This window comes from Pseudomonas sp. Leaf15 (assembly GCF_001421425.1).
GTDB classification, from domain to species: Bacteria; Pseudomonadota; Gammaproteobacteria; order Pseudomonadales; family Pseudomonadaceae; genus Aquipseudomonas; species Aquipseudomonas salomonii.
The window spans coordinates 176,264-201,556 of the sequence record NZ_LMKI01000034.1 but is presented as its reverse complement, the minus strand read 5'-3'; the positions used below and the strand labels follow the sequence as shown (position 1 = coordinate 201,556).

The following is a 25,293-nucleotide window of genomic DNA, read 5'->3' as shown; positions in this document are numbered from 1 at the left end:
CCTTCTGGCCTGACCTATTTGGCGAACGCATATTCCCCGCCCTGCTCCACCGCCTTGCGGTACGCAGGTCGCGCCTGAAAGCGTTGCACCCAGGCCGCCAGGTTTGGATACGCCTGCAACTTGCCCTGGGCCTTGGCGATTTCGCCGATAAAGCTCATCTGGATGTCCGCGCCGCTCAGTTCGTCACCGAGCAGATACGGCGTATCCGCCAGCACATCATTCAGATAGCCCAGGTAATTGGCCACCTCCGACTCGATACGCGGGTGCAACGGCGCGCCGGCCTCACCCAGGCGCCCGACATAGAGGTTGAGCATCAGCGGCAACATGGCCGAACCTTCGGCAAAGTGCAGCCATTGCACATATTTGTCGTACGTCGCGGTGGCAGGATCAGGCTGCAGGCGGCCTTGGCCATGGCGGCGGATCAGGTAGTCGATGATGGCGGCGGATTCGATCAATACCAGGCTGCCATCTTCGATAACCGGGGATTTGCCCAACGGGTTAATGGCCTTGAGCTCCGGTGGTGCCAGGTTGGTTTTCGGGTCGCGCTGGTAGCGCTTGACCTCGTAGGGCAGGCCGAGTTCTTCAAGGAGCCAGAGGATGCGCTGTGAGCGCGAGTTGTTAAGGTGGTGAACGGTGATCATGGGCAACTCCGCAGGGCAAGGGTAGGTGTCAGGGGTTGAGACTACGCCAGCTCGGGGGAGTGCCCACAATTAATTGTCACAGCCCCTTGAGCAGAGGCTGCACAGCAGGAGGGATCAGGCGACGGCCGTCAAATACACCTCTTGCTTGAGCGCATCGATCAAGCCGTCGATGGTTAAGTAGCGTTTACCTTTCAACTGTGGCCAGCGCTCAATGAACACCTGCCCCGTCGTATCCTTTTGGATCGGGGTGGTCACAATATCTCCGGTTCTGGAGCGGTGGAGCAGATTGGCCTGGTTGGAGGACGCGTACTCGATCAGGAAATCGCCGATGTTTTTCAGGCGCACGCTCGGCAGGGTCGAGGCAGAAACGGCTGTTAACAACACCTCCGTCTTGAGCGCACGAACCAGGAACTCCAACGTGGCGTAGCGCTGTCCCTGCACCTGCGGCCACCGGTCTATAAAGAATTGGCCGCTGTCGTCAATTTGAACGGGGGTGGAAATAATGTCTCCCGTATTGGAGCGGTGCAGCACGTTAGCTTGGGTCGCGGAAGGCCGCTCCACCATGAAGTCGCCAACACTTCTGAGCCATGTGCGATCCGCTGTCGGCGTAGCCTGCGGTGCAGGCGTACCGGCAATACCGACGTCGACCTTGAAATCACTGCGCAGGGCGACGCCTTCGGGATTTTTTATCGATTTCTCGAGAATTTCCCAGCCGCCTCGGTGCAGGGGACGTGCGTGATCGAGCGCGACATCGCGTACCGTCAAGCTGACCGCATCCTGCAACTGCGCGATACCCGGCACGCCCAAATACATATCGGCGTGAGCGCTGCCCATGAGCGCGACCCATTTATGCGGCCCCTGCGCCGCCTGGTCCGCCTTGATCACCTCATTGGCGAAATAGCTGAACAGGTTCTCGCGAGCGTTCAAGTCTTGCATACCTTTGAGGTGATAGCTGGCCGTGCAGTCGAGCGCACGCACGCGGATGCCCGCCTTGTTCGCGGCCTTGACGACGCTGGTGTAGGTGTCGCTGCCCGAGTACCCGCGTGGCAGATGGCCGAGGTCCTGCGCCCGCAAATAGCGTTTGAGGTTGTCCGGCATTTTCAGCGTGCTGTAAAAGGCCTCCAGTTCCAGCTGATGCAGATCGGTGAGCAAGTGTTCCAGGTACAAGGTTTTAACGCCCTGCTCCTTCAATAACTTCATGTACTTGATCAGGAACCGTTTGCTCGACTGATCGGCATGCGCTTCAGCGATGATAAGCCCCAACTTCAGTTTAAAGAGCTGCTTGATAAACGTTTCTTCATTGGTTGCCGCGGCCAGCTCGACGAAGCTGGAACGGGCCGGCGGCGCGTACGTGGCAAACGCTGCCTTGGCGCTCTGCTGCAAGCGAATGCGCGTGCGCTTGAACGTAGTGAACGCCTCCTCAAAGGGGTGCGCTGCCTGAAAGCCATAACGAGAATCCAGGTCACGATGCGAATGCACCATGTCGTCCAGCTGCGGCTTAAGGGTCGACGGCAGATCAAACGCGGTGTAATGGGAAGGTGAGGCGGGTTCGACTACCGCCGTTGAAGGGCCCGCCACCGGCAACGGTCGCGAAGCGGGCGCCATCGTCAGCCGGTAGTCACCCCGGGACAAGGCGGCGGCAGACGTATCGAACTGGATGCCCAGCGCCTGGCCCAGCGCACCTTCATCAACACGCAGGGCGACGACATTCTGCAAGTCGGCCAGGCCTGGCACCTCGTCCGTTCCGCCGATGCGGTTGTGATCAACCAGGGCGATCCAACCATCATCGGGGTCGTTTTGTGAAAGGGCTTTGTGGGAATAGAAGTTCCTGAGTTTGCTGTTGCGTGGGATAAACCGCTCTTGTTCAGACAGCGCCAGCACATGCTCCATATGATAAGAACTCGAGGCATCCACGCCGTCGATCGCGACCTTGTGCTTGTGGGCTTCAAGCATCAGTTTACGGTAGGTAAAAGGCGCGTCCGCGTCCCAGCCCAAGCCTGCGTCTACCCGCGCCAGATGGTCCTCGACCTGTTTCAAGGCATACGCCACGTCACCCTGGGTTTCGCCGTTGATAATTTTGAGTTTGGTCCGGAAAACATCGGCCGGCAGGTTTTCAACGTACACGCGCTTGAGCCCTTGCACTTTCAAGGCTGGCAGGTTTTCGATGAGTAATTGCTTACTGGCAACGCTGGTATTGGATGCGCCAATGATCAGCCGCTTCTTGAGTGGAAACAGGGTGGCAAGCGCAGTAGATGGGCTGGAATCCGGTGCCAGCACCGGCAAGCCGCTACGGTCCGGGCGCGCTGGAGGCGAGGCATAAAACGCGTCCGCGTCTTGAGTCAGGTATTTCATCTGATCGAGATAGCTGTCGCGTAGAGGCTTCAACTGAAGATAGGCCCCGTCACTTATGCCCTGTGCAATGGCGTCGTCCGGAGGGCTGGTAACGATGCGCACATATTCAAGGTCGAGCGCGCGCCTGAAATACTTCCCTTGCTCGGGTGCAATCTCGTAGGGCACCAGTGACTCGTCGACCTCTTCGCGCAGTAGCGTATGGCGCCCGCCTCCCGGAGTCGTGAAGCGCACCCAATGGCCATCGCTGTTCTGGTTGACCACACGTGTGGTTGACTGCATTTGCCCGGTGACTGGGTCACGGCGAAACAGCAGATGCCGCCCCAGGGAGTCCGGTGTGTTTTTGATCCAGAACTGCTCGGTATTGAACATCACAGGTTTCATTCCGGCAGCAATGCCGGGGTCAATATCATTGATCAGCGTGGCCTGCTCCAGCACCTTGGTCACCGGCCGGACGCGCAGTGCTTTAAGGGCCGGGCGAAAGTCAAACAGCACAGCGCCGCCCACATTGGCCAGGTAGCCAATGTAGTGTTTCAAGGCTTCGCCCGTGTCACCCTGTTGGTAGGCACTGATAGCGAGCATCGCGTCCTTGAACGCCAGCAAACCACCCAGGCCCAGGCTCAATACGGGAAAAGGGATAGTGGCGATGGCAGTGACCAATTCGACGCACGTCCACAGAATCCCCGTGATCATCTCCGTGCGATTGACCGTGGAGGCAACTACATCGTCTATTTTGCGCTGCAACACCATGTTGTAAAAATCATTGCGCGGGTCGCTCACGGTGGTGCCCGGGGTTATCCGGTCATAGCGCGCCGGACTTGGGGTCGTACGGTCAATCGTTTCGGGCAAGCCATTGCGGGCAGTCTTCAGAAACGCTCCGATCCGTACCTGAGATGGGACCGGCACCCGACCCTGCAGGTAGTCGGACACACCGTCGACCTTTTTCAGCCAGTAGTTGAATAGCTTCGCTTCACGAAAACCGATGCCATCGGGTGCGTTGGGGGTGTAGAGCAAAACCGGGTTGCTGGCATGGCTGAACAGGTAGCTGCCTATCACCCAATCGCCGTCAATGCTCAGGCGATGTACCTGATAAGTCGAGCGGGTCGCCGCCGCTGTGTCGCCAAGGCTGTCGATCGCACGCTCCAACCAGGTCAAGTCGACTCGGGCGATATGACCGCGCAGGCAGCCATCGAGTGCGGCGTACTTCATCTGCAGTTGTGTGATCGTCAAGGTGGCGTCGCGCCGTTTGGCGTAACCGGGACTGCTCGCGCTTTGCAAGTTGGCGCGCACTTCGTCGGTGTAGCGTTGCCCGATCCATACACCCGTCACCGCCCTTGATACGTTCTGCGGGGTCAAACGGCTCAGGTCCACGCCCACCGGCCCGCTGAACGTGGCCGAAGTGGAGAATTTCGGGTCGATGAACCCGACGTTATCCGTGTAACCGTCCCTGTACAGCCGGGTATAGGAAATGGGCTTCGGCGCACCGCCCAGCAACGGCCAGGGCGCCGACACAAACACGCTATCCGGGTCGATATCATTCTGACGGCGACCAAGCAGCGTGTTCAGGCTGAGTTTGGCTTTATCGTGCAGATAGGCATTGAAGGTAATGAAGTTCGCTTCTGAATCGGGCATGGCGTTATAGACGCGCAAGGCACCTGCGGCATCTTCGGCAAGGCTGGTCAACCGGGTTCGGTCCGCCGCCTGGGCTGAGCGATACCACAGCGGGGTGCTGTATTCGTAGTCGTCCTGCGCTGCGCTTTGCCCATGCATGACCATGGCGTCCAGGCATACCGTGTGGGAGCACACAGGGCCAAATGTCACTTCCTCATGTTCCTTTGCGTCGGGCCTGAAGCCCAAGCCTTTGAGGAACGTGCGCATCTTCGGCCGAAAACGCAGCGGGCATTGCTCCAACAGGTAGTCGCTCATGGTGCGACCCTTTAACCGGGTGTTGTCATCGGCCCAACCGATGATATGCGCCTGGCATTCGAGCTCGGTGGTGAACGCCAGGAACTGTCGCTCACGTGGCGAATCGGGGGTGCACAACAGCAAGCGTCGGATTTGGCCGTTGGCATCTTCCTCGCGCAATAACCACAGGTCTTTGAGTTGCGCGCCATGCAGCAGCACGGTGCGTGCGCACAGGAGCGGGTTCGTACCGGCCCGCAACGTTTCGAACAACCTGTGGTCTGCCGGGCTCAGGTCACCTCGCAACCGGGCGACAAAGGCAAGCAACACCAGGCGATGATCAAACAGGTCGCGAGTGGCTTGCTTGTAGCCAGTTTCGGCCTGCATTTTTTTTTGCAGCGCGGCATAGTCCAGGCGCGGCTGCAGGCCTGGTTCGCGGAGGATGTGGAGCAGGCTTTGCGCACTCAGAACGGCATGGTCACCTTGCAGTGGCGCGTCGGCATAGGTCAGGGCGGTCGTGGTCAAAAAATCAGAGCCGGGCAACTCGTCGCCGGTATGCAGCCCGTCATAGCTTAATTGCACCAGATTGCGGGTCTGCTCATAGGTGCCGACATTGGCGACGTTGCGTCGGGTGGTGATGTTCAGGTGACGCGGGTCCAGGTCGTAGATTTCCAGCGCTTCGTCCAGATACTCGGTCAACTGGAAATTTGCCAGGGCTTGAGGCGACGCAACAGGCCCCAGCAGCTCGATATAGGTAGCCCGGGCCTGATTGTAATCCTGCATGCAACGACTCAGGGTTTGCTGGTCCGTCGCAGCCGCGTTGCGATACCAATCCGGCAGGCTGTTATAGACGCCGCGCTCGAGTAGCTGTTGGCGCCTGAACGCCAAGCGTGACGACAAGTCTGGCAGCGCTGCTGTCACCGCGTTGTCCAATGCTGACTTGAGCTGCGTTGCCTCGTGCAATGGGTTGTCTACCAGGCTCAATGCCAGTTCGATGTCCTGGCTGCGCTTGTCGATAATCGCGTTGTAGGTGTGTTCGAACAGTGGCTCGCCGTCAATGGGCAGCAATTGCAAGGGCCAGATATCGATGACATCCAGCGTTTGATAACGTACAGGCAAGTGTCGGCAGAACTCCGCTCGACCCTCCGGTAACGCCAAAGTCGCCTTGAGGCTCTGGTCGAGCTGCACCAGAGAGTCGAAGGCCTCCAGCCCCCTGTTTGGCGTGAACAACAAGACCTGGCCGAGGTTTTCTACCGACGTCAGGTTGTCCACGACTGGGCTGGACTTTCTCGTAAGAACGAAGGCCCCGGCAAATTCCACAGTTTTGTCCTGGTAGCTGAAATTAAGCGAGTACATGCCAGGACGAAAGGTCGGGCCTCGGGAGCAGTCTTCAACCATGCGCTGTTCGGCAGGGCTTAGCAGGTAATCACGCACATCCAGTTTGGCTTGCTGCTCCAACGCGCCAAGACCGGCCGCCTGGGTGAGGTAGCTCTTGCGGCCTTGAATGCCCACCGTGCTGACTTCGTCAAGGCCCAGCAGGTGCTTGTCCAAGTCGGTTTTGAGTTGGGCAAGCAACGTCTTGCCGGCCGCTTGGGTGAGATCTGCCTCCGTCAATGCCTCGAACAAGCTGCGTGACCTCGCCAACAGGACGTTGTTGGCGCTGATCAGGGTGGTGTTCAGTTGTTCCAGCGCATGCAGTTCGGCAGGTAATACGACAGGCTCCTGGGTTTGCGTGCGCAGGCCCGGGTCGATCTCAAGCAGGTGTGTACGAATTTCCTGAAGCGTCGGTGCGGCGGATGTGGGGTTCGGCGTGCTCATGGGCACGGTCCTCATGCTGATGGAATGAACCCTCAGCATGAGAGCGAGCCTGGGTGTATCGGCGGTACATATTGTTCAGCCGCCGGCGCCTCAGACCAGCCGGAACCGCGCAGTGTTATCACTCAATGCGCGACTGCCCTTACTTAAGGTGTCCGCCGCCGAATTGACCGCCCGTGCGCCGTCCAGCAAACGCCCTGCCGCCTGGTCGACCTGCTGGATATTGCCGCTGACTTCATCGGCGGTGGTGGCCTGTTCTTCCACCGCTGCCGCGATCTGCGCCAGGGTGTCGGTGACGTGTTGCACCGCACCGGCAATTTCGCCCAGGCGGGTGCCCAGGCCCGTCACGGATTCGGCGTCGGTCAGTGCCTGGTCGCACGCCGCGCCCATCAGGCTGACGGCTTGGCTGACGGTCGCGCGCAGGCTGTCCACGGTGCCGGCGATTTGTGCGGTGGACGCCTGGGTGCGTTGCGACAGGCTGCGCACTTCATCGGCCACCACCGCAAACCCACGGCCCTGCTCGCCCGCACGCGCGGCCTCGATGGCCGCGTTGAGCGCCAGCAGGTTGGTCTGTTCGGCGATGCCACGAATGGTGTCGACCACCGACTGAATCTGCTGGCCCTGCTGGCTGACCTGCTCCAGGGCGTTGGCCGTGTCGGTCAGGCGCTGGTTGAGGTGCTGGATACTTGCCGTGGTGCGCTGGCTGTCGCGGCTGCTGTCTTCGGCGATGCGCCGGGTGTGCTGCGCGCTGCCCGAGGCTTGTTCGCAACTCTTGGCCACGCCCAGGGAAGTGGCGGCCAATTGGGTCGCGGCGGCTGCAATCTGGCTGATTTGGTGTTGCTGGTCTTCAACCTCGGTAAGGGTGCTGCCCGACTGCGCATTCAGGGTGAGCACGGCTGAACCGAGTTGCTGGGTTTCGTGATTGACGCCCAGCAGGCTGGTGCGCAGTTGCATCACGGCAACGTTGAGTGCCCGGCTGATCGCGGCCAATTCATCACGCCCTTCTACCGCCACTTCGACGCACAGGTTACCGTCGCGCAACGACTCGGCCAGTGTGGTGATGCCACTGGCGCTGCGGCGGATCGAGGCTTGCAGACAGATAAACAAGTACAACGCGGCCAGGGCCAGCAGGCTGAACGTCGCCGCCACCGGAATAAAGTGCTGGAGCGAACGCTCGCGGTAGTCACTCAGGCGCGCATCCAGTGAGTTCAACGATTGGCTGCGCAACGCCCCCAACGCGCCCAACATGCTGTCGACGCTGCGGTCGAAGGCGACGCTGTCCACTTTGATGGTGCCGCCGAACACGCCGTCGTCCAGGGTTTTAAGCTCGCTATCCAGCAGCTGCAGGCTGCTGTCATATTGCGCTGTCCACGGCTCGATCCCGGGAAATGGCTTGGCTTTGAGCGAAGCGGCGGCCTTGAACAACTGGTCGCGTGCATCGCCGATACGGCCGCGCAGGTCGCGCATCTGCAAGCGGCTTTGCAAGGTGAACTGCCCCGAGGCGATGGACGACTGGCCAACGCTGGCGGTGCGACCGATGCGCTCGATCAGGTCCGGGGTGTGCTGGGTGGAGATCTGCATCAGCAGGTAGGTCTCCAGCCACGGGTCGAGGATCAGGCCGGTGTCCAGGGTGATTTGCTCGCGCAGGGTTTGCAGCGCCGTCAACGCGGCAGTGAAACGGTCGTAGCCGTCCGGCCACCAGCCCACGGTGCGCAGGGACTGGGTGTCCATGCCCTTGACCGTCGCCTGCAACGCCTCGAAACGCGCAAGGGTGTCGGCGCTGGCATTGCGGGCTTTGAGCACCTCCCCCAGGGCTTGCAGGCTTTGCACAATCATCGGGTTGCCGGCATCCACTTTGTCCATGGCAGCCTGGGCGGCCGGGGTTGGCGCGTGAAGGATATCCAGCGCTTTCCAGCGCGCGGCCAGGTTGCGTTGCGCGCTCAATTGGCCATCGAGTGTGTCCAGAGCCAACAGTTGGTGCACACCGGACTGCTCGCTGCTGATCACGTTCAATTTGCCGCGATAGTCCGAACCAATCATCCAGAGACTCCCCGCCAGGGGCAGCATGAACAGGAAAAACAGCACCTGGAACTTGCGCGCAAAACCGAAACGGCCGAGCAAGTGGATACCGGGTGATAGAAGAGTGTGCATGGCCGACCGCTCCCGAAAACACGCTGGAAATGACTAGAAGCAAAATGCCATGTCATTGATTAGCTTGGCTCTAGCAAGATACGGGCCGTTGCAGGAGGGGCAGGAGATAGGCGGTGCGGCAATGAAAAAGTGCGCGGGCGTGCGCAAAAATGGGGCAAAAACACTCAATGGCGAGAGTGAAACGGTAACTGTGGGCGCCAGCTTGCCTGCGATGGCGTCCACTGGGGCTGCCAGACACACAACCCCTCCCCCATCACTCTCTTAATCCGCCATGTTCACCCGCATGTACTGACTGAAATTATTGATGTGATCATCCAGGTTATCCTCAAGCATCATCCGGTACTGGTCACAGAAATACTTCAGCATCGCCTCACGGGCCTCGGCCATCTCGGCGCCGGACTTGAAGTTGCGGGCGCTGGCCCAGGCATTGAAGCGCGTAGTGCCGAACATCATCGAGGCGCTGACCTCACCGAGGTTTTCGCAGGTTTTGAGCTGCTCGTTGGACAGTTCGATATGCGCGTCTGCGCGGTCGTAGAAGGCTTGGTCGGTGGTCTCGGCCATGGCAGGGTTCCTGGGTCAGCAAAAGAAGGCGGCTATTGGAGCATATTCGAGCGCAGCAAAGCAGGCGCCTCCCACTGGGAGCCGCCTGGTGCTTCACGCCAACGCCAGCACCAACCGCTCCAGCCCGATACCGAAGCCCGCACCTTCACGGTACGCCCCGCCGCCCACCACTTGCTGTTGCGCCCCCAATGTCGGGCAGCGCACCTCGAAACCGTTGCCCTCAAGGTAGTAACTCAACCCACGTTTCACGGCCAGGTTCAGCGCATAGTCGAGTCCCAGTGTGTCGAGAAACCCTGTACACAGGGCCTGGCTGCGCTGCAACGCCAACCCAGGGTCAGGGCTTAGAATCTCCAGCCCCAACTGGGTGAACTCACGATAACGACCGGCTTGCGGCCGCTCATAGCGATAACACCGCGCCACGTAGAAAAACATCGCCGCCTCGCGGCCGTCGAGCAACGCAGCGTTGCGCTCCTGGAACAGCGCGGTGGCTTCCGGGATCAGGCAACACTGGCGGCCCGCCTTGTCATCAAAGGCCCACATCTGCCCAATGATTTCGCTGCCGCCGGCTTTTTCGATAAACGTGTCCTGGCCCCACAAGGCCGGCACGATGACTTCTTCAGCGCCCGCTTCGATGAAGGTAGCTACGGAAACGGCCTTCTACTTCACGCATCGTTGCGGCTTCTTTGCCGGTGACCATTCGGGTTCCACGTAGCATTGTCATGGGTTGAATCTCCAGTGTTTACAGGCAATAAAAAAGGCGCCATAGGCGCCTTGGGTGGGGTTCATTGAGCGATCAGCGGGGCTGGTCAATCAGTGAGCGCAAACAACCACGGCACCTGAAGGAAGGTCCGTGGGGATGATGGCGGTTGCTTTGCGAAAATTGAGTCATGGGCAGATCCTTGCACATGCGTAGGAAAAGTTACAAGTCACTTCACGCCAGCAGCTCGGTAATCCACCGCGCCTGCTGGGCAATCTCTTGCCGTTTTTGCTCCGGCACCGCTTGGCGTGCCTGCTCAAAACTGGCCAGGGTCTTGTGCTTCTGGCGCAGCATCCGCTGCCACTTGGCCAGGAACTCCGGGTTGCGGGCTTGCATTTGCAATGGGCCAAAGTACAACTGCTCATCGGTGTAGGCCACTGGCCCTGCGCGCTCGGCCACGATGATCTCGTAGTAAAAGCGGTTTTCCCGCAGCAACTCTTCGCTGAGGATGCGATAGCCGTTGTCCATCAGCCATTGGCGCAAGGGTTGCTCGCCGCCATTGGGTTGCAGGATCAGGCGTTCCTGGCCGCTGAGGTGCACCTTGCCGTTGTCGAGGATGTCGCGGATCGTCTCGCCGCCCATGCCACAGACGCTGATCGCGGTGATCCCGTCGCCCGCTTCAATCGCCGCCAGGCCATCGGCCAGGCGCACGCTGATGTGCTGCTCCAGGCCGTTGTCGCGCACGGTGCGTTGGGCTGCGTAAAAGGGTGTGGTCGCCACTTCCCCCGCCACTGCGGCCGTGATCACGCCACGGCGCATCAAGGCCACCGGCAGGTAGCCGTGGTCCGAGCCGATGTCGGCCAGGCGCGCGCCGACGGGCACGTTGGCGGCCACGCGCTCCAGGCGCATGGACAATGTGTGTTCGTTCAACGGTGGTTCCTTGTCATTCCCCGGAAAACCGGTCCCGGCTGTTGGTCAGGTGCAGCACCATGGCAGCACGCGCCGCGTCCGGGTCCTGGCGTTTGATGGCATTGAAGATCGCCTCATGCTCCAGGTTCGCCAACTGCCCCAGCTTGGCGAAGTCGGCACCGCCGCGTTCGACGCCCTTGACCTGGGTGCGCGGGATCATCGCATTGCCCAGGTGCAGCATGATTTCGGTAAAAAAGGTGTTGCCGGTGGCCTCGGCGATCAGTTGATGAAAGCGCTTGTCCTCTTCCACACAGCTGTCGTTGCTGGCCAGCGAGGCCTGGTAATCGTCCAGCGCCTGGCGCATGTGGGCGAGCTGTTCGTCGCTCCTGCGCAGCGCGGCCAACGCCACGGCTTGCACCTCCAGGCCCAGGCGCAGCTCGAGCATATTACGCACGCTGGCGACCGTGTCCACATGCAAGCGCAAACCTTGCTGGGCGTGTTGCGCCAACACAAAGGTGCCGATGCCGTGACGCGTCTCCACCAGCCCCGACGCCTGCAGCTTGGAGATCGCCTCGCGCACCACTGTGCGGCTCACGCCATGTTCCAGCACGATGCTGGACTCGGACGGCAACTTCTCACCGGGTTTGAGCTGGCCCAGCAGGATGCGCTGGGTCAGCGCCTCGACCACGCCTTGGGCAAGGTTATTGGAGCGTTTACGCACAGGGTTTGCGCTTTCAATGGGCATCACTATGGGTCCACGGGGTTGGCTGCGGGGAGCTTAACACCCTGCCCCGAGCAGGCGCAGGCTTGATTCATAAAGCCATCAACTTGTATGACAACCAATCTAAGCGGTGCTTGAATCGCCAGCCTTTGCGAGCCGTGCGTCGAGGTGAAATCTACGTTACCCCCATCGACGAACGATCTAAATACCCAATAAACGCTGATCAAATAACCAAAACACACACCCAATCAGCCGCCTTATAAGAACAAAAACAGTTGCAGCCACATTGCGAACCCAAGAAAAGAACTTGTATGATGTCTGGCAACTAAACACGCAAACCCGCATAAAAATAAATCAGGGGGAGTTTTTCAATTGTGAACAATTCAAGCCACGCATCTGCCGCTCCAGACAGTGATTCGGTCCTCACGCGCGCCGTGAGCAAAGTGAAGGGCCACGTGCTCCCACTGTTCGTGATCATGTTCATCCTCAACTACATCGACCGGGTCAATATCGGCTTTGTGCGCACGCACATGGAGCATGACCTGGGCATCGGCGCGGCCGCCTACGGCCTGGGCGCCGGGCTGTTTTTCATTGGCTACGCGCTCTTTGAAGTGCCCTCCAACATGCTGCTGCAAAAGGTCGGTGCGCGCATCTGGCTGACCCGCATCATGTTCACCTGGGGCATCGTCGCCACGCTGATGGCGTTCATCCAGAACGAAACCCAGTTCTACATCCTGCGCTTTCTGCTGGGCGTGGCCGAGGCGGGGTTTTTCCCGGGGGTGATCTACTACTTCACCCGCTGGCTGCCCGGCGTGGAGCGCGGTAAAGCCATCGCCATCTTCCTCAGTGGCTCGGCGGTTGCGTCGCTGATCTCCGGCCCGCTGTCGGGGGCATTGTTGCAAATAGAAGGGTTCGGCTTCCACGGCTGGCAATGGATGTTTGCCATCGAAGGCCTGGCCTCCGTGGCACTGGGGTTCTTTGTGTGGTTCTGGCTAGACTCCAAACCCCACGACGCCCAATGGCTGACCCGTGAAGAACAGGACGCACTGGTGGGCGCCATCGACCAGGAACAGCGCGAGCGTGAAGCGCTGACCACGGTCAAACCGACCATTGCCAGGCTGCTGAAAGACCGGCAGATCCTGCTGTTCTGCGCCTTGTACTTCTGCATCCAGCTGACGATCTACGCCGCGACCTTCTGGCTGCCGAGCATCATCAAGAAGATGGGTGATTTGAGCGACGTGCAGGTCGGCTTCTTCAACTCGATCCCGTGGCTGATCTCGATCATCGCCATGTACGCCTTCGCCGCGCTGTCGGGCAAGTTCAAGTTCCAGCAAGCCTGGGTTGCCGTCGCTTTGCTGATTGCCGCCGCCGGCATGTTCATGTCCACAACCGGCGGGCCAGTCTTCGCCTTTGTCGCGATCTGCTTTGCGGCCATCGGGTTCAAGTCCGCGTCCTCGCTGTTCTGGCCGATCCCACAGGGTTACCTGGACGTGCGCATCGCCGCGGCCGTGATCGCGCTGATCAATTCCATCGGCAACCTGGGCGGCTTCGTGGCCCCCACTACCTTCGGCTTTCTGGAGCAGAAAGCCGGTTCGATCCAGGGCGGCCTGTATGGCCTGGCCGGCACCTCGGTGCTGGCGGCCATCCTGGTGTTTTTTGCCAAGACTTCGCCTTCTGCCGTGCTGGCGCCGCCGAGCGTTGCGCCAACAGGCACCGCTATCAGCAAACCTCTTTAAGCTTATCAGGACCTTGCCATGACCACGCCCGTCGTCACCCATTTCCACGTCATTCCCGTCGCCGGCCACGACAGCATGCTGCTGAACCTGAGCGGCGCCCATGGGCCATTTTTTACCCGCAATATCGTCATCCTCAAGGACAGTTCGGGCAACACCGGTGTGGGTGAAGTGCCCGGCGGTGAACGTATCCGCGAGACCCTGGAAGACGCCCGCAGCCTGGTGATCGGCCAACCCATCGGCCAGTACCAGCGCATCCTCAACCAGATGCGCACCACCTTTGCCTCAAGGGACGCCGCCGGCCGTGGCCTGCAAACCTTCGACCTGCGCATCACCATTCACGCCGTCACTGCCATGGAGGCCGCCCTGCTCGACCTGCTCGGGCAATTCCTCGAAGTGCCCATAGCCGCCCTGCTCGGTGAAGGCCAACAGCGTGACGCGGTGAAAATGCTCGGCTACCTGTTCTACGTGGGCGATCGCGCGGCCACCGACCTGGCCTACCGCAATGAAGCGGACGCCGATGATGACTGGTTCCGCCTGCGCCATGAAAAAGCCCTGACCAGCGAGGCCGTGGTGCGCCTGGCCGAAGCCGCCAAAGCCAAATACGGCTTCAACGACTTCAAGCTCAAAGGCGGCGTCTTGAGTGGCGATGCAGAAATCGAAGCGGTGACGGCCTTGGCCGAGCGCTTCCCGGATGCACGCATCACCCTCGACCCGAACGGCGCATGGTCATTGAAAGAAGCCATCCGCCTGTGCCGCGACCAGCACCACGTGCTGGCCTACGCCGAAGACCCCTGCGGCGCAGAAAACGGCTACTCGGGCCGCGAAGTCATGGCTGAATTCCGCCGTGCCACCGGGCTTAAAACCGCGACCAACATGATCGCCACCGACTGGCGTGAAATGGGCCACGCGATCCAGCTGCAATCGGTGGATATTCCCCTGGCCGACCCGCACTTCTGGACGATGCAAGGCTCGGTGCGCGTGGCGCAGATGTGCAATGAGTGGGGCCTGACCTGGGGTTCGCACTCCAATAACCACTTTGATATTTCCCTGGCGATGTTCACCCAGGTGGCCGCCGCCGCACCGGGCGACATCACCGCGATCGACACCCACTGGATCTGGCAGGACGGCCAACGCTTGACCAGGGAACCGCTGAAAATCGAGGGTGGCTACGTGAAGGTGCCGAGCAAACCGGGCCTGGGTGTGGAGATCGACATGGACGCCGTGACCAAGGCCCACGAGCTGTACAAAGGCATGGGCCTCGGGGCGCGGGACGACAGCGTGGCGATGCAGTTTTTGATTCCAGGCTGGGCCTTCAACAACAAACGGCCTTGCCTCGTACGTTGAGGTCCGGGCTTGCGGCAGCCAGGGCCAGCTTCAGCAGCTCCTTGCGCTGCATCGCACGCCCCAGCACTGCGTGTGCACCTTGCCAATGGACCGCCAGCAAAAGGCTCAGCTTTTGCTGGCTGGGCAAAGGCCCCGCCAGCCAATAGCTCTTGCGCTCGCGGATGCTGATGGCGTTCAACAGCCAGTCCTCACCTTGCGCCGCCAGCCATTGCTCAATGGCTGCGTGGTGCCGTTGGAGCAGCCCCTGCGCATCCCACACCGTCATTTGCGCGATCAGTTGCGGCAAGTTGCACGTGGCCGTCATGTGTTTCATATCAGCCGCCAGGGCGACCTCAAGGTCGGCTTCGATCGCAGCCTGGCATTCGCTGAAATAACGCTGCGGCCAATCCGCCGTCAGCCCCGCCCGCCGCGCCAGCACCTCGTAGGCCCAGATATCCAGGGATGCGGTCATTTTGCCGGTGAAGTTCAGGGTATTGTCCAGAATCGCCGTGGCCAATAACGCCGCGCTGTGCCGGCTCATCTTCGGCAGCAGGCCGGACCTTTCCCAGCGCTGGAAGACCAGCGTTGCCGCTGCACCGATTGGGCGGATTTCGGCATCCGCACCCAGCTTCTGCGCCCAGTGGATTTCAAAGCCTGGATGGTGGTCAATCACTTCGCGTACCTGATCGAGTATCACGATCGGGTCGAAATGATGGGGGTCGGAAACATCCACCAACACGAACTCATCGTCGGCCCCGGGGCGGTAATCGTCCAGCGACGCCTTCCAGCCGAGCACACTGGCGCAGATGCTGAAATTGAGCGGCGCGCTGCTGACCGCCCGCGCTTGAATCCCCTGGTGATTGAGCAGCTCGGCGTAGGCAATGCAGCAGGCATACGCGTCAATATCCAGATAAGCACAGCCTGAGGTCACTACCCTCATGATTCAATCTCCTTGAAGTACAACTCAGGCGTAGCCATGTGCCAATTGACTATTGGCCGAGGCAAGTTCGCAACAGCGCATGACAAGACCATGACTTCAAGGAGAAAGATACTGTGAAAACTGACAGTTGATGATTATTGCCCGTTGTGCCGTGGCATTTTTTTGCTCGCGCTCGCCGCAACGGGCTGCACCGTCAGCTCAACGCCTAACGCCAGCATCAGTTTCTTGATCGTTTCAAAACGTGTTTTGGAGCCGCCCTTCAGGGTTTTATACAGACTCTCGCGATTGACCCCCGCCGCCTCGGCCACTTTGTTCACACCCTGGGCCTTGGCAACCTCGGCCAGCGCCTTCATGAGGATCTGCGGGTCCTGGGACTTCATGCTTTGCGCCAGATAAGCACTGATGATTTCCGGGCTGTCGAGGAAGCGCGACGCTTCGTAGACGCTGGTGCCGGATGTATCAAGATCGAGGATCGGCATGTCCTCGGGTTTGAATGTCGCGTTGCTCATTTCATTTACCTCTCAGGGCAACAAGAATCTCTTTTGCCCGCTGTATGCCTCTTTTTTGGTCGGTTTTATCACTGCCCCACAGCATCAGGTAGGCCGTGATGCCTGTGCGTACAAAATAAATCCTGTAGCCCGGCCCGACGAATACACGCATTTCACTCAGGCCGTCACCGGCCGGCTCGCAATCGCCGAAATTGTTTTCTTCGGCGCGGTCCAGGCGAGTCAGCACCGCCGTTTTGCCCCATAGATCCTTCATACCGTCGAGCCATGTATCAAACTCCGGCGTCCTGCCGATTAAATTGGTCAAGGTCTCACCTGTAGCCTACTGGCTACTCCATACTGATGCTAGTGAATTTTTTGTTCCGGCGCCAACCGGAACCAAAAACCCTAGCTCAGCCCCCGTATCAACAGGCGCCCGAGACTATTAGCGCGTGTTTCGTCCGCGTTTAAAGGGCCTGATCAAACAAGGGCGTCACGTCATAAGGCTGCTTGAGCATCTGCGCGTCGACCAGGAAATCCGCCGTGGCCTGGGCTTCGCCGACAATGGTCGGGGAGATCGGCAGCACCTTGATCGCATCACGCTTGAACCACACTTTGGCAATCTCCGGTGCAGATTGGTTGGCCTTCGACCACGCCTGGGCATACTCATCAACGTGGCTGCTGCTCCACACCCGCGCACGGGTGAGACGCGCCACAAAATCTTTGATAATCGCGCGTTTCTGCGCCAGCGCCGGCTCATACGCAACGATGTAGGTCGGCGCGCTCATCAGGCCCTTGGCATTGCGAATCAGGGTGCTGCCCTCTTTCTCCTGCAACGACACGTAGGGTTCCCAGGTGCCGAAGGCATCGATGTCGCCCTGGCTCAGCGCCAGGCTGGCTTCGGCCGGCAGCAGGTATTTGAAGGTCACGCTGCTGCGCGGCACACCGGCCTCATCCAGGGCCTTGTAGGCCAGTTGCTGGCTCCACGAACCGTTCCAGATCGCCACCGTTTTGCCTTTGAGCTCGGCCACCGAATGGATGCCTTTGCGCGCCACAATGCCCACGCCATCGAGGCTGGTCTGGGTGCTGGCAACCACTTTGACCGGCGCGCCATTGGCGGCGAGGCTGATCACCGGGGTGTCGCCGACAATGCCCACGTCCAGCGCGCCGCTGGCGACCGCCGAGGCCACCGGGGAGCCGGTGTTGAAGCGCTTGAAGTCGATTTTATACGGCAAGTCTTTCAGCTCGCCGGACAGTTCCAGGACGATGCGATTGGAGAAGAACTGGTCGCCCACCGTCAGGGTCTGCGGTTCTGCCGCCCACACCGTTGGGCCGTGCAGTGTCAGCGAGGCCAGGCCCAGCACGGCTAGCAAGTTACGACGATTGATCATAGGAGGAATCCACACAGTTAATGGCTGACTCAACCATCTGTGGGCGTGCAGTCTGGCAATGAGAGAAGGGTTTTGGCGGTCGCCGAGCGTGGCGCCCGTAGAAGCTAGCGCAATAAAAGCGCCGGGTTTAATACTGTTGTGCACTATCGATAGAACCGCAGCACAGTGGGTTAGCTATTTTTCGTATTAAAAATTTGCTGCCCACTGAGTTAGGGTGACGCCACCAGACCACTGGACCCCGCGCCTGAAACCCTTTCTGCAAGGTCCATTGCATGTCCACACCCCTTTTGAATACCTGGGGCACTGCGCCCTCCGCCCGTTACGAACAACTGGCCGCGCCCTTTCGCCCGTTGTTTGCGCAGATACTTGCGCAAGCTGCCGAGGCGGACCAGACACGCGCCAGCCTGGCGGCAGTCATCCAACAACTCAACGCACTGGGTTTGCCACGCTGGCGATTGCCCGCCAGTTGCGGTGGGCAAGGTGCGAGCTTCGCTGAACTGCTTGCGCTGCTGACAGAGCTTTCCGCCGCCGACTCCAACATCACCCAGGCCCTGCGCGGGCATTTTGGCTTTTGCGAAGACGTGTTGTGTGCCAAAGACCACGACTGGCGAGCGCAGTGGCTCGACCGCCTCGGCCAGGGCGCCCTGCTTTCCCCAGGCAGCACCGAAGTCGGCAACCAGGCCCGTGGCGATTTCGGCACCCGCCTGCACCGCCACAGCGACGGCACGTTGCGCATCAGCGGCAAAAAGTTCTACACCACCGGCGCGCTCTACAGTGACCTGATCAACACCGTGGCCACCGGCGAGGACGGTGTGGTGTACAGCCTGGTGGTCGACCTCAAGGCGCCCGGCGTGCAGATCATCGACGACTGGAACGGCTTCGGCCAACGCCTCACCGCCAGCGGCACCTGCCTCTTCGACAACGCGCCGGTGGTGGATGACGATGTGCGCCCCACCACCCAACGCTTCGCCTATGGCCAATCGTTCTACCAGATCTACCACCTTGCCACCCTGGCCGGCATCGCCCGCCGCGCCGCGCTCAGTGGCGCCGCAGAACTCAGCCAGCGCGCCCGCACCTTCACCACCGGCAACGCCGACACGGCGGCCCAGGATGTGCAGTTGTTGCAAGTGATTGGCGAAGTCGCCAGCCAAGCCTACGCCGCCCAGGCCATCACCCAACACGCGGCGCAGCGCCTGGATCAGACGGCGCAGTATGTGATTGCGCAAGACCGGCCGCTGCAGGATGACGACCCGCAGGTTGCGTTGGCGGAGTTGGAGGTGTGCCTGGCGGTCAATCCGGTGGTGGATGCGACGTTGGCGGCGACCACCGGGTTGTTCGATGCATTGGGCGCCAGTGCCACGGCCAGCAACAAGGCGCTGGATCGGCTGTGGCGCAATGCGCGCACGTTGGCGAACCATAACCCGCGGGTGTACAAGTCGCGGATCGTCGGTAATTACCTGGTGAATGGGTTGCTGCCGCCCGCGCAGTGGCGTGTGGGCGTAGCCAAAGCCTGATCAACCACCCAACACAGAACCCTGTGGGAGCGGGCTTGCTCGCGAAAGCGGAGTGTCAGTCACTGAATGTGTTGGCTGATACACCGCTTTCGCGAGCAAGCCCGCTCCCACATTTAGGTCAGTGTAGGGTTCACGTCCTACAGCGCACACTGAAACAGGAAAGTCCGAAGCCACAGCGCCTTGCTCCCTTGCCTACGCTTGCGTCAGAATCCGCCGGCTTGTGCGCTGTGGTGGGCGTCTCTAAGGTTGCTCGGTCGCTGACAATTCAGTGATCGGGTTTAGTAGCCCGGGGTTATTCCAGTCAGTGCATGAGCTTCATCTGTCGGACGGCTTCTTCCGTGCTTGATGGTGGCTGTGTGCAGGGCGTCTTCGGGCGCGCCGGCTTTCTTGGAATTCCCCGGTCTACTAACCTGTGCACAGCTGCCACCCCTTTGTTTAGTAGCTCAGAGGTGGCGGCCCTAAAGTGGGAAATTCCAAGTATGTTCAAAATAACGCCGAACCCTCCAAGCGAACCGGACCTGCAACTCAATCAGGCCGCGCATCGTGCGATAGATCACTACCTCAACCCAAAAGCCGACCCTGCCCTGCCACCGCCTGCGCTGTTCAACGTCGCCGCCGACGCCAGCAGCGAAACCCTGATCACCAACAGCTACGAAACCTTTTCCTCGGTCACTGCCTTGTTGCTCGACCTGTCAGAAGATTTGACGGGAAAACAGCGCGACGTGGCGCTGGCGATTCACCAGTTGAGTGAGTTGGGGGTGTTGCTGATGGACAGGCTGCTGGAGCGCGAGGCCGCCGGCTAACGCTGATGATCGCTGAGCACCAGGCAACACAAGGCTAATGTGGGAGCGGGCTTGCCCGCGATGGCGGAGGATCAGTTAACTCATTTATTGACTGACACACCGTAATCGCAGGCAAGCCCGCTCCCACATTTTTGGATTGGCGCAGGGTTCACGTCATGCGAACTCTCAAGCCCGCTTCGGCAGCTTCCAGTTCGGCCGAATAAAGTGGCAGGTATACCCATTCGGTATCCGCTCCAGATAATCCTGATGCTCAGGCTCCGCCTCCCAGAACGGCCCTGCCGGCTCAATCTCAGTGACCACACGGCCCGGCCACAGCTTCGACGCGTCCACGTCGGCCGCCGTATCTTCGGCAATATCGCGCTGCTGCTCACTCAGGTAATAAATCGCCGAGCGATAGCTTGGCCCCGTGTCATTGCCCTGGCGGTTAGGCGTGCTCGGGTCATGGATCTGGAAAAAGAACTCCAGTATCTGCCGATAACTGATCACCGCTGGGTCAAACACGATCTCGATGGCTTCGGCGTGGTTGCCGTGGTTGCGGTACGTGGCATTCGGCACATCGCCGCCGGTGTAGCCGACGCGTGTGCTGAGTACGCCAGGGTAGCGCCGCAACAGGTCTTGCATGCCCCAGAAGCAGCCGCCGGCAAGGATGGCGGTTTCGGTTGAGTTGGTCATGGTCTGCGCCCTCAGTGGATACGAGGGTAGTTATGGGGCTGGGTTAGCCAATACCAAGGTTAGGCGTCGATTAGTTGCCTCAAAGATTGCGAAATCTCGCGCAGCCCAATCAAGGCCGGTAATTTTGAATCAACTTGAATAGGCTGCTCAGCCAGATCGGGCGCGCATCAGGCTGATCACGATTGCCGGAGAGGGCTTCCAGAATGAAGCTGTTCGGCCTTTGACCGGCAGGTGTATCTGCGATGGAACCGCTCGGTTGCTGGACAACCGCAGTGGGATCGGCCCAGCGGGCTCTACCCGTCTGCGGGTCCAACGAATAGCCGGCAGCCCTGCCTTTTTCGGTAACGCTCCAGACACCATTGTCATTGATGACGAGCGGATCGGCGCGATGGATCTTTACGTCCTGGGACCGGGTCATCACGATATTGTCGCCAAGATTGGTGACTGGCACGTAGGTGTCGAACTGGCTACCCAGCGCGGTTTGCATTGCGCCCTCATCAGAGAACTTCGTCACCATCTGCTCGAGAAACTCATAGCTGCTGCTGTTACCGATAGCACCAAAGCCCGGATCGAGGATGAAGTTCAGAAAGCCGCGGTCTATAAGCGTGCTGTTGATCGACGTGCCATTTAAAATGCGCGCGACGGTGGCCGCATCTTTGTCGTTGAAACTGACCGCAAGCTGGTAGCCCTGAGCGTCATAGTTGTGGCCGCTGTTGAAATTGCCGAGTAAACGTCCGTTGTCATGCTTACGATACTCGCCCAATTCGTTGGCTAATCTGTCGACAAAGGCCAGGTCGGCGCCTTGCTCCTGCGTGTACGCGTACATCTGCGACAAGAGGTTACGATCATCACGGGTTAGGAATTCGTAAGGAAATCGGCTCATATTGGCCAGGCTCATCCCCTGCGCCCCGTCGGAAACCCCGGGCTCCATGCCAAAGAACAGCCGCGAGACCATCAAATCACGCCCATAACTGGATGAAGATATTGGCTGGGCGGGAACCGGAACGACGGTTGCCTCCACTTCAACCCATGCTGCGCGTCGCTCATTGATTGTGAAAGTACCACCCTCATCGTGGGCAATCAGGTTCAACTGATCGGGTGTGAGACCTTTGAAGGGATTACTGTCTGAACCGTTGAGGAAGGCGGTCGCTTGCCTGGAACGTGCCAGTAGTTGCGCGTCGTGGGTGCTTGGCACCTCAGCGTCATGTTGCGCTTTTTTAGCGAGATACCCATCGCCCGTAATCGACCCTGTCAAGCTGGAAGAGACCTGAACCACACGTGTTTCGGCGCGGGTTGCCGCCTCGTTCAATTGACGGGCCAGGGTTGAGACCGTACTAACGGAACGCGCGCCGTCTGTTAATGAAAGAGTGTCAATGTTCCCAACTGGTTGGGCTTTGGGTGTGCTGTCGAGGCTATTGGCCAAGCGGCTGTTGGACGACAATAGAGAGCTGGTGATATCAATCATAAGTCTTCCCCCCACACAGATAGTTTCTGCGTTGAAGTCTGAGAAACTAAAGACGTTTAAGCTACTGGCTGAAACGAAAGGTGAGAGAATCGTTGCCAGCCGGATAGCTGAGACGCTCACTGGCACCCAATATCGTATGCCGGATTATGACTTTAGAGCCGTTACCAAAGCGCTGATCATTAAAGGTATTAACAGTGCCAGAGGAATTGGGTGCGATAGCTTCACAGCCCAAGGGAGTGACACTGTTAAATGGCGGGTAAAGGCACAACTCAACTGTCTCACCAAAACTCTGCAGATAGGCGGTGGTCGTCCAATCGATCCCTTGCAACTTTCGGGGAATAGCTAATGTACCGCTGGGAAAATCAGTACTGAGCAGATAAAACTGCGCCAACCCGGAACCGCCAATAGATAGTACGGTGATGACGTCGGGCTTCACCACTTTATTAACCGTTTCCGCACTCGCAGTGATGGAGACAGACAATAGTGAGACAGCCAATACGCCACACAACGCTCTACGCACACCAACACCATACGAAACCGCAAGTAACCTTTTCATCGTTATCACCCTAGAGTTAATAATCAAGTACTCAGCCTGCCGTCGGCACACTCTTTTCCCGCAGTAGGATTCACGCCTCCAACACTGCACGAATAATCAACCGGGATAAGCCAGCCACTTCCTAAAAACACTAAGGACCGCTCTGTCATACCTAAAAGTAGGAGTACGTAAGTTACTTCCTAGTCCCGCCTGCCCTCTACTCAAACGGGGTTTTTCCCGTCATGATGCGCCACCTCATCAAGGACGATAAAAACAATGAAAACCGCTCTACGCGCGCTGTTCCTGCTCTGCCTGGCCGCCCCCGCCTTCGCCGACGAAAGCTCGGTCGGTTTCAAAACCACCACCCTGCCCGATGCGCACAACAACCGCCCACTGGAGCTGGTGGTGTGGTACCCCGCCACCACCACGGCCAAACCCAAGCTGATCGCCGACAACGCGGTCTTTATCGGCGCACTCGCCGTGCCCGACGCAGCACCGGCTGCGGGCGAGCATCCGCTGGTGGTGCTGTCCCACGGGTACGGTGGCAACTGGGGCAAGCAGGTGTGGCTGGCCAGTGCATTGGCGCACAAAGGTTACATCGTCGCGGCGGTCAACCACCCCGGCACCACCACCAAGGACCGCAACCCGCAAGCCGCCGCGCAGCTATGGCAGCGCCCGGCCGACCTGAGCCGCGCCATCGACGCGGTGCTGGCTCAACCCAAGCAATTTGGCGCAGTGGCGAACCAACAGATTGCCGCCGTCGGCCATTCCCTCGGCGGCTGGACCGTGCTGGAAATCGCCGGCGCGCGCTTCGACCCTGACCTGTTCGCCCGTGACTGCGCAGAGCACCCAAAACTGGGCGGTTGCATCGGCTACCACGAGATGAACCCCGCCGCGACGCCCGAAGGCAAAGCCCGGCTGGCCGCCGACTTGAGCGACAAGCGCGTCACCGCCATTGTGTCTCTGGACCTGGGCCTGTCACGCGGCATGACCGACGCCAGCCTGGCGGCATTCAAGGTGCCTGCGCTGGTTATCGCAGGTGGCGTGCCAACCGAGGATATGGACCCCAACCTGGAGTCCGCCAACCTGGTCAAGCACCTGCCAAAAGCCTCGACCCAATACGTGGAAATCAGCGACGCCACCCACTTCAGCTTTATGTCGATCTGCAAACCGGGCGCAATCAAGTTGATTGAGGAAAGCTCGCCGGGCGATGGCATGATCTGCCGCGATGGCGAGGGTGGACGGCCACGGGCGGTGATTCAGCAGCAGGTGGTGGGGTTGATTACCGGGTTTCTGGGCAGGCTGAGTACGCAGGATCAGAAAACCACCGACCGCTGACACGCCGACATCACCACGATCTTCCCGCGCTTGAGCACCATCAACCGCGCGGGCAGATCAAGAATCACACCCATCAGCGGCGGTGCGTCGTCGATGCGTACATGACGAAAGATCAAATCCATAACTGCGACCCTCAATATCGCTGCCGTGGCCCGAGCGCCTTGCAGCGCCGGGCCGTTACTCAGCTGATCAGAACGGTTTGGTCGGCAGGTACTTGCCATCCAGCGTGATCACGGCACGGGAGCCACCGTCCGGGTCTTCAACCTTTTTGACGTCCAGCTTGAAGTTGATCGCGCTGATGATGCCGTCGCCAAACTTCTCGTGGACCAGCGCCTTGAGCGTGGTGCCGTACACCTGAATCATTTCGTAGAAGCGGTAGAGGGTCGGATCGGTCGGGATGCCGTTGCCGATGCTGCCGCGCACCGGGATGGTTTGCAGCAGGAGCACGGCATCCGCATCCAGGCCCAGGGTGTCGGCAACGACTTGAGCGGCGCTGGCGGGCAGTGGGTGCTGGCCGAGCAAGGCGGCAGTGACGAAGGCCTCGTGCAGGCCGGTGCCTTCGGCGATCTGGGCGAACGACAGGTCTTTGCGGGCTTTGGCCAAGAGGATGACGTCGGTCAGGGCAAGGCGAGTAGTCTGGCTGATTTGCGACTGGATCATGGGGTTATCTCCGTGGGTAAAAAGTTGGGTGTCAGTAGGAAACGGCGCGTGCGGTCGGGTTGTCGGCAAGGGCCACGAACTGGCCGGTACGGCCATCGAAGGCCTGGATGCAGCCACTTTCGATGTCGTAGACCCAGCCATGCAGGGTTACGCGTTTTTCTTCGAGGGCCAGGCGCACTGAAGGGTGCGTCTGGATATTGGCCAATTGCGCGATGACGTTTTCGCGCACCATGGAGGCGACTTTGGCGTGTTGGTCGACATGCTGGCGGGCCTCGTTGACCACCCGGCCGGAGTCGGCGTAGCGCAACCAGCCGGCCACGGCGGGCATGTGGTCCAGGCATTTGCAGGTGGCGATGGCGGTCATGGCGCCGCAATCGGAATGGCCGCAGATCACGATGTCGCTGACTTGCAGGGCGGCGACGGCGTATTCCACCGAGGCCGACACACCGCCCGGCTCGGGGCCATAGGACGGCACGATATTGCCGGCGTTACGGATCACGAACAGGTCGCCCGGCTCGCGCTGCGTGACCAACTCCGGTACCAGGCGGCTGTCGGAGCAGGAGATGAACAGCGCCCGTGGGCTCTGCTGGTTGGCCAGGTCTTTGAACAGGCCGGCACGCTCGGGAAAGGCGTTACGTTGAAACTTCAGGAAACCGTCGATGATGTCTTGCATGGGTGACTCCTT

At 59.9% G+C, this 25,293-nt stretch carries 22 protein-coding genes; 5 read left to right on the top strand and 17 right to left on the bottom strand.

Annotation, left to right across the window (positions count from 1 at the left end; all coding sequences use genetic code 11):
• Positions 1–14 precede the first annotated feature (14 nt).
• From ASE80_RS24510 to ASE80_RS24480, 7 genes are all read right to left on the bottom strand, one after another.
• Complete coding sequence (locus ASE80_RS24510) at positions 15–641, bottom strand: glutathione S-transferase family protein (RefSeq protein WP_056861205.1); 627 nt, start codon at positions 639–641, stop codon at positions 15–17.
• 114 nt (positions 642–755) lie between these two features.
• On the bottom strand, positions 756–6,350 hold the full coding sequence (locus ASE80_RS24505; RefSeq protein WP_133257322.1) for a membrane-targeted effector domain-containing toxin: 5,595 nt from the start codon (positions 6,348–6,350) through the stop codon (positions 756–758).
• Between the two features lie 450 nt (positions 6,351–6,800).
• Positions 6,801–7,661, bottom strand: a complete 861-nt coding sequence (locus tag ASE80_RS31970) for a methyl-accepting chemotaxis protein (protein ID WP_442962927.1) — start codon at positions 7,659–7,661, stop codon at positions 6,801–6,803.
• A gap of 1,458 nt (positions 7,662–9,119) precedes the next feature.
• Entirely contained in the window at positions 9,120–9,419 is a 300-nt protein-coding gene (locus ASE80_RS24495) for a DUF3144 domain-containing protein (protein WP_056861202.1), read from the bottom strand.
• A gap of 93 nt (positions 9,420–9,512) precedes the next feature.
• Positions 9,513–10,052, bottom strand: a complete 540-nt coding sequence (locus ASE80_RS24490) for an ATP phosphoribosyltransferase regulatory subunit (RefSeq protein WP_081321476.1) — start codon at positions 10,050–10,052, stop codon at positions 9,513–9,515.
• Positions 10,053–10,350: 298 nt separating this feature from the next.
• Complete coding sequence (locus tag ASE80_RS24485; RefSeq protein WP_056861200.1) at positions 10,351–11,046, bottom strand: tRNA (adenine(22)-N(1))-methyltransferase; 696 nt, start codon at positions 11,044–11,046, stop codon at positions 10,351–10,353.
• Positions 11,047–11,059: 13 nt separating this feature from the next.
• Positions 11,060–11,770 carry a FadR/GntR family transcriptional regulator gene (locus ASE80_RS24480; protein ID WP_056861199.1) on the bottom strand — a complete coding sequence of 237 codons (711 nt, stop codon included), beginning with the start codon at positions 11,768–11,770 and terminating at the stop codon, positions 11,060–11,062.
• A gap of 350 nt (positions 11,771–12,120) precedes the next feature.
• Between ASE80_RS24480 and ASE80_RS24475 the strand changes: the two genes are divergently transcribed.
• Both ASE80_RS24475 and gudD read left to right on the top strand, forming a co-directional pair.
• Complete coding sequence (locus ASE80_RS24475; protein WP_056861198.1) at positions 12,121–13,482, top strand: MFS transporter; 1,362 nt, start codon at positions 12,121–12,123, stop codon at positions 13,480–13,482.
• A gap of 18 nt (positions 13,483–13,500) precedes the next feature.
• Positions 13,501–14,826, top strand: coding sequence for a glucarate dehydratase (gudD, locus tag ASE80_RS24470; protein WP_056861197.1), 1,326 nt, complete (start codon positions 13,501–13,503; stop codon positions 14,824–14,826).
• Here the strand turns inward: gudD and ASE80_RS24465 are convergent.
• From ASE80_RS24465 to ASE80_RS24450, 4 genes are all read right to left on the bottom strand, one after another.
• Positions 14,795–15,745 carry a DHH family phosphoesterase gene (locus ASE80_RS24465; RefSeq protein WP_056861196.1) on the bottom strand — a complete coding sequence of 317 codons (951 nt, stop codon included), beginning with the start codon at positions 15,743–15,745 and terminating at the stop codon, positions 14,795–14,797. The genes gudD and ASE80_RS24465 overlap by 32 nt on opposite strands.
• Before the next feature lie 134 nt (positions 15,746–15,879).
• Positions 15,880–16,254, bottom strand: a complete 375-nt coding sequence (locus ASE80_RS24460; RefSeq protein ID WP_056861195.1) for an addiction module antidote protein — start codon at positions 16,252–16,254, stop codon at positions 15,880–15,882.
• A 1-nt stretch (position 16,255) separates the two neighbouring features.
• Positions 16,256–16,558, bottom strand: coding sequence for a type II toxin-antitoxin system RelE/ParE family toxin (locus tag ASE80_RS24455; protein ID WP_056861194.1), 303 nt, complete (start codon positions 16,556–16,558; stop codon positions 16,256–16,258).
• 139 nt (positions 16,559–16,697) lie between these two features.
• A complete protein-coding gene (locus ASE80_RS24450; RefSeq protein WP_056861193.1) occupies positions 16,698–17,621 on the bottom strand; it encodes an ABC transporter substrate-binding protein in 924 nt (307 codons plus the stop codon).
• A gap of 272 nt (positions 17,622–17,893) precedes the next feature.
• Here ASE80_RS24450 and ASE80_RS24445 point away from each other — a divergent pair, with 272 nt between their 5' ends.
• Both ASE80_RS24445 and ASE80_RS24440 read left to right on the top strand, forming a co-directional pair.
• Entirely contained in the window at positions 17,894–19,135 is a 1,242-nt protein-coding gene (locus ASE80_RS24445; RefSeq protein ID WP_056861192.1) for an acyl-CoA dehydrogenase family protein, read from the top strand.
• Between the two features lie 479 nt (positions 19,136–19,614).
• On the top strand, positions 19,615–19,938 hold the full coding sequence (locus ASE80_RS24440; protein WP_056861191.1) for a DUF6124 family protein: 324 nt from the start codon (positions 19,615–19,617) through the stop codon (positions 19,936–19,938).
• A 165-nt stretch (positions 19,939–20,103) separates the two neighbouring features.
• Here the strand turns inward: ASE80_RS24440 and msrA are convergent, their stop codons facing one another.
• From msrA to ASE80_RS30910, 3 genes are all read right to left on the bottom strand, one after another.
• Positions 20,104–20,610: a peptide-methionine (S)-S-oxide reductase MsrA gene (msrA, locus tag ASE80_RS24435; protein ID WP_056861190.1), complete on the bottom strand. Its 507-nt coding sequence runs from the start codon at positions 20,608–20,610 to the stop codon at positions 20,104–20,106.
• 109 nt (positions 20,611–20,719) lie between these two features.
• On the bottom strand, positions 20,720–22,075 hold the full coding sequence (locus tag ASE80_RS24430; RefSeq protein ID WP_133257323.1) for a hypothetical protein: 1,356 nt from the start codon (positions 22,073–22,075) through the stop codon (positions 20,720–20,722).
• A gap of 61 nt (positions 22,076–22,136) precedes the next feature.
• Positions 22,137–22,631, bottom strand: a complete 495-nt coding sequence (locus ASE80_RS30910; protein ID WP_133257324.1) for a hypothetical protein — start codon at positions 22,629–22,631, stop codon at positions 22,137–22,139.
• Positions 22,632–22,886: 255 nt separating this feature from the next.
• Here ASE80_RS30910 and ASE80_RS24420 point away from each other — a divergent pair, with 255 nt between their 5' ends.
• Positions 22,887–23,948 carry an alpha/beta hydrolase family protein gene (locus ASE80_RS24420; RefSeq protein ID WP_056861187.1) on the top strand — a complete coding sequence of 354 codons (1,062 nt, stop codon included), beginning with the start codon at positions 22,887–22,889 and terminating at the stop codon, positions 23,946–23,948.
• On the opposite strand, the gene ASE80_RS30905 is transcribed toward ASE80_RS24420, so the two are convergent.
• From ASE80_RS30905 to ASE80_RS24410, 3 genes are all read right to left on the bottom strand, one after another.
• The gene (locus ASE80_RS30905) at positions 23,927–24,070 is read right to left on the bottom strand and encodes a hypothetical protein (protein ID WP_156376423.1); all 144 of its coding nucleotides are present in this window, start codon (positions 24,068–24,070) and stop codon (positions 23,927–23,929) included. The two genes, ASE80_RS24420 and ASE80_RS30905, sit on opposite strands and share 22 nt — an antisense overlap.
• Positions 24,071–24,137: 67 nt before the next feature.
• The gene (gene cynS / locus ASE80_RS24415; protein ID WP_056861186.1) at positions 24,138–24,608 is read right to left on the bottom strand and encodes a cyanase; all 471 of its coding nucleotides are present in this window, start codon (positions 24,606–24,608) and stop codon (positions 24,138–24,140) included.
• A gap of 31 nt (positions 24,609–24,639) precedes the next feature.
• A complete protein-coding gene (locus tag ASE80_RS24410; protein ID WP_017136973.1) occupies positions 24,640–25,281 on the bottom strand; it encodes a carbonic anhydrase in 642 nt (213 codons plus the stop codon).
• Positions 25,282–25,293 lie beyond the last annotated feature (12 nt).

Bases quoted from the DNA above. Each gene is read 5' to 3' on its own strand.
- ASE80_RS24510 (WP_056861205.1), bottom strand. From the start codon at position 641: ATGATCACCGTTCACCACCTTAACAACTCGCGCTCACAGCGCATCCTC.
- ASE80_RS31970 (WP_442962927.1), bottom strand. From the start codon at position 7,661: ATGCAACTGCGCACCAGCCTGCTGGGCGTCAATCACGAAACCCAGCAA.
- ASE80_RS24495 (WP_056861202.1), bottom strand. From the start codon at position 9,419: ATGGCCGAGACCACCGACCAAGCCTTCTACGACCGCGCAGACGCGCAT.
- ASE80_RS24480 (WP_056861199.1), bottom strand. From the start codon at position 11,770: ATGCCCATTGAAAGCGCAAACCCTGTGCGTAAACGCTCCAATAACCTT.
- gudD (WP_056861197.1), top strand. From the start codon at position 13,501: ATGACCACGCCCGTCGTCACCCATTTCCACGTCATTCCCGTCGCCGGC.
- ASE80_RS24465 (WP_056861196.1), bottom strand. From the start codon at position 15,745: ATGAGGGTAGTGACCTCAGGCTGTGCTTATCTGGATATTGACGCGTAT.
- ASE80_RS24460 (WP_056861195.1), bottom strand. From the start codon at position 16,254: ATGAGCAACGCGACATTCAAACCCGAGGACATGCCGATCCTCGATCTT.
- ASE80_RS24450 (WP_056861193.1), bottom strand. From the start codon at position 17,621: ATGATCAATCGTCGTAACTTGCTAGCCGTGCTGGGCCTGGCCTCGCTG.
- ASE80_RS24445 (WP_056861192.1), top strand. From the start codon at position 17,894: ATGTCCACACCCCTTTTGAATACCTGGGGCACTGCGCCCTCCGCCCGT.
- ASE80_RS24440 (WP_056861191.1), top strand. From the start codon at position 19,615: ATGTTCAAAATAACGCCGAACCCTCCAAGCGAACCGGACCTGCAACTC.
- msrA (WP_056861190.1), bottom strand. From the start codon at position 20,610: ATGACCAACTCAACCGAAACCGCCATCCTTGCCGGCGGCTGCTTCTGG.
- ASE80_RS24430 (WP_133257323.1), bottom strand. From the start codon at position 22,075: ATGATTGATATCACCAGCTCTCTATTGTCGTCCAACAGCCGCTTGGCC.
- ASE80_RS30910 (WP_133257324.1), bottom strand. From the start codon at position 22,631: ATGAAAAGGTTACTTGCGGTTTCGTATGGTGTTGGTGTGCGTAGAGCG.
- ASE80_RS24420 (WP_056861187.1), top strand. From the start codon at position 22,887: ATGAAAACCGCTCTACGCGCGCTGTTCCTGCTCTGCCTGGCCGCCCCC.
- ASE80_RS30905 (WP_156376423.1), bottom strand. From the start codon at position 24,070: ATGGATTTGATCTTTCGTCATGTACGCATCGACGACGCACCGCCGCTG.
- cynS (WP_056861186.1), bottom strand. From the start codon at position 24,608: ATGATCCAGTCGCAAATCAGCCAGACTACTCGCCTTGCCCTGACCGAC.
- ASE80_RS24410 (WP_017136973.1), bottom strand. From the start codon at position 25,281: ATGCAAGACATCATCGACGGTTTCCTGAAGTTTCAACGTAACGCCTTT.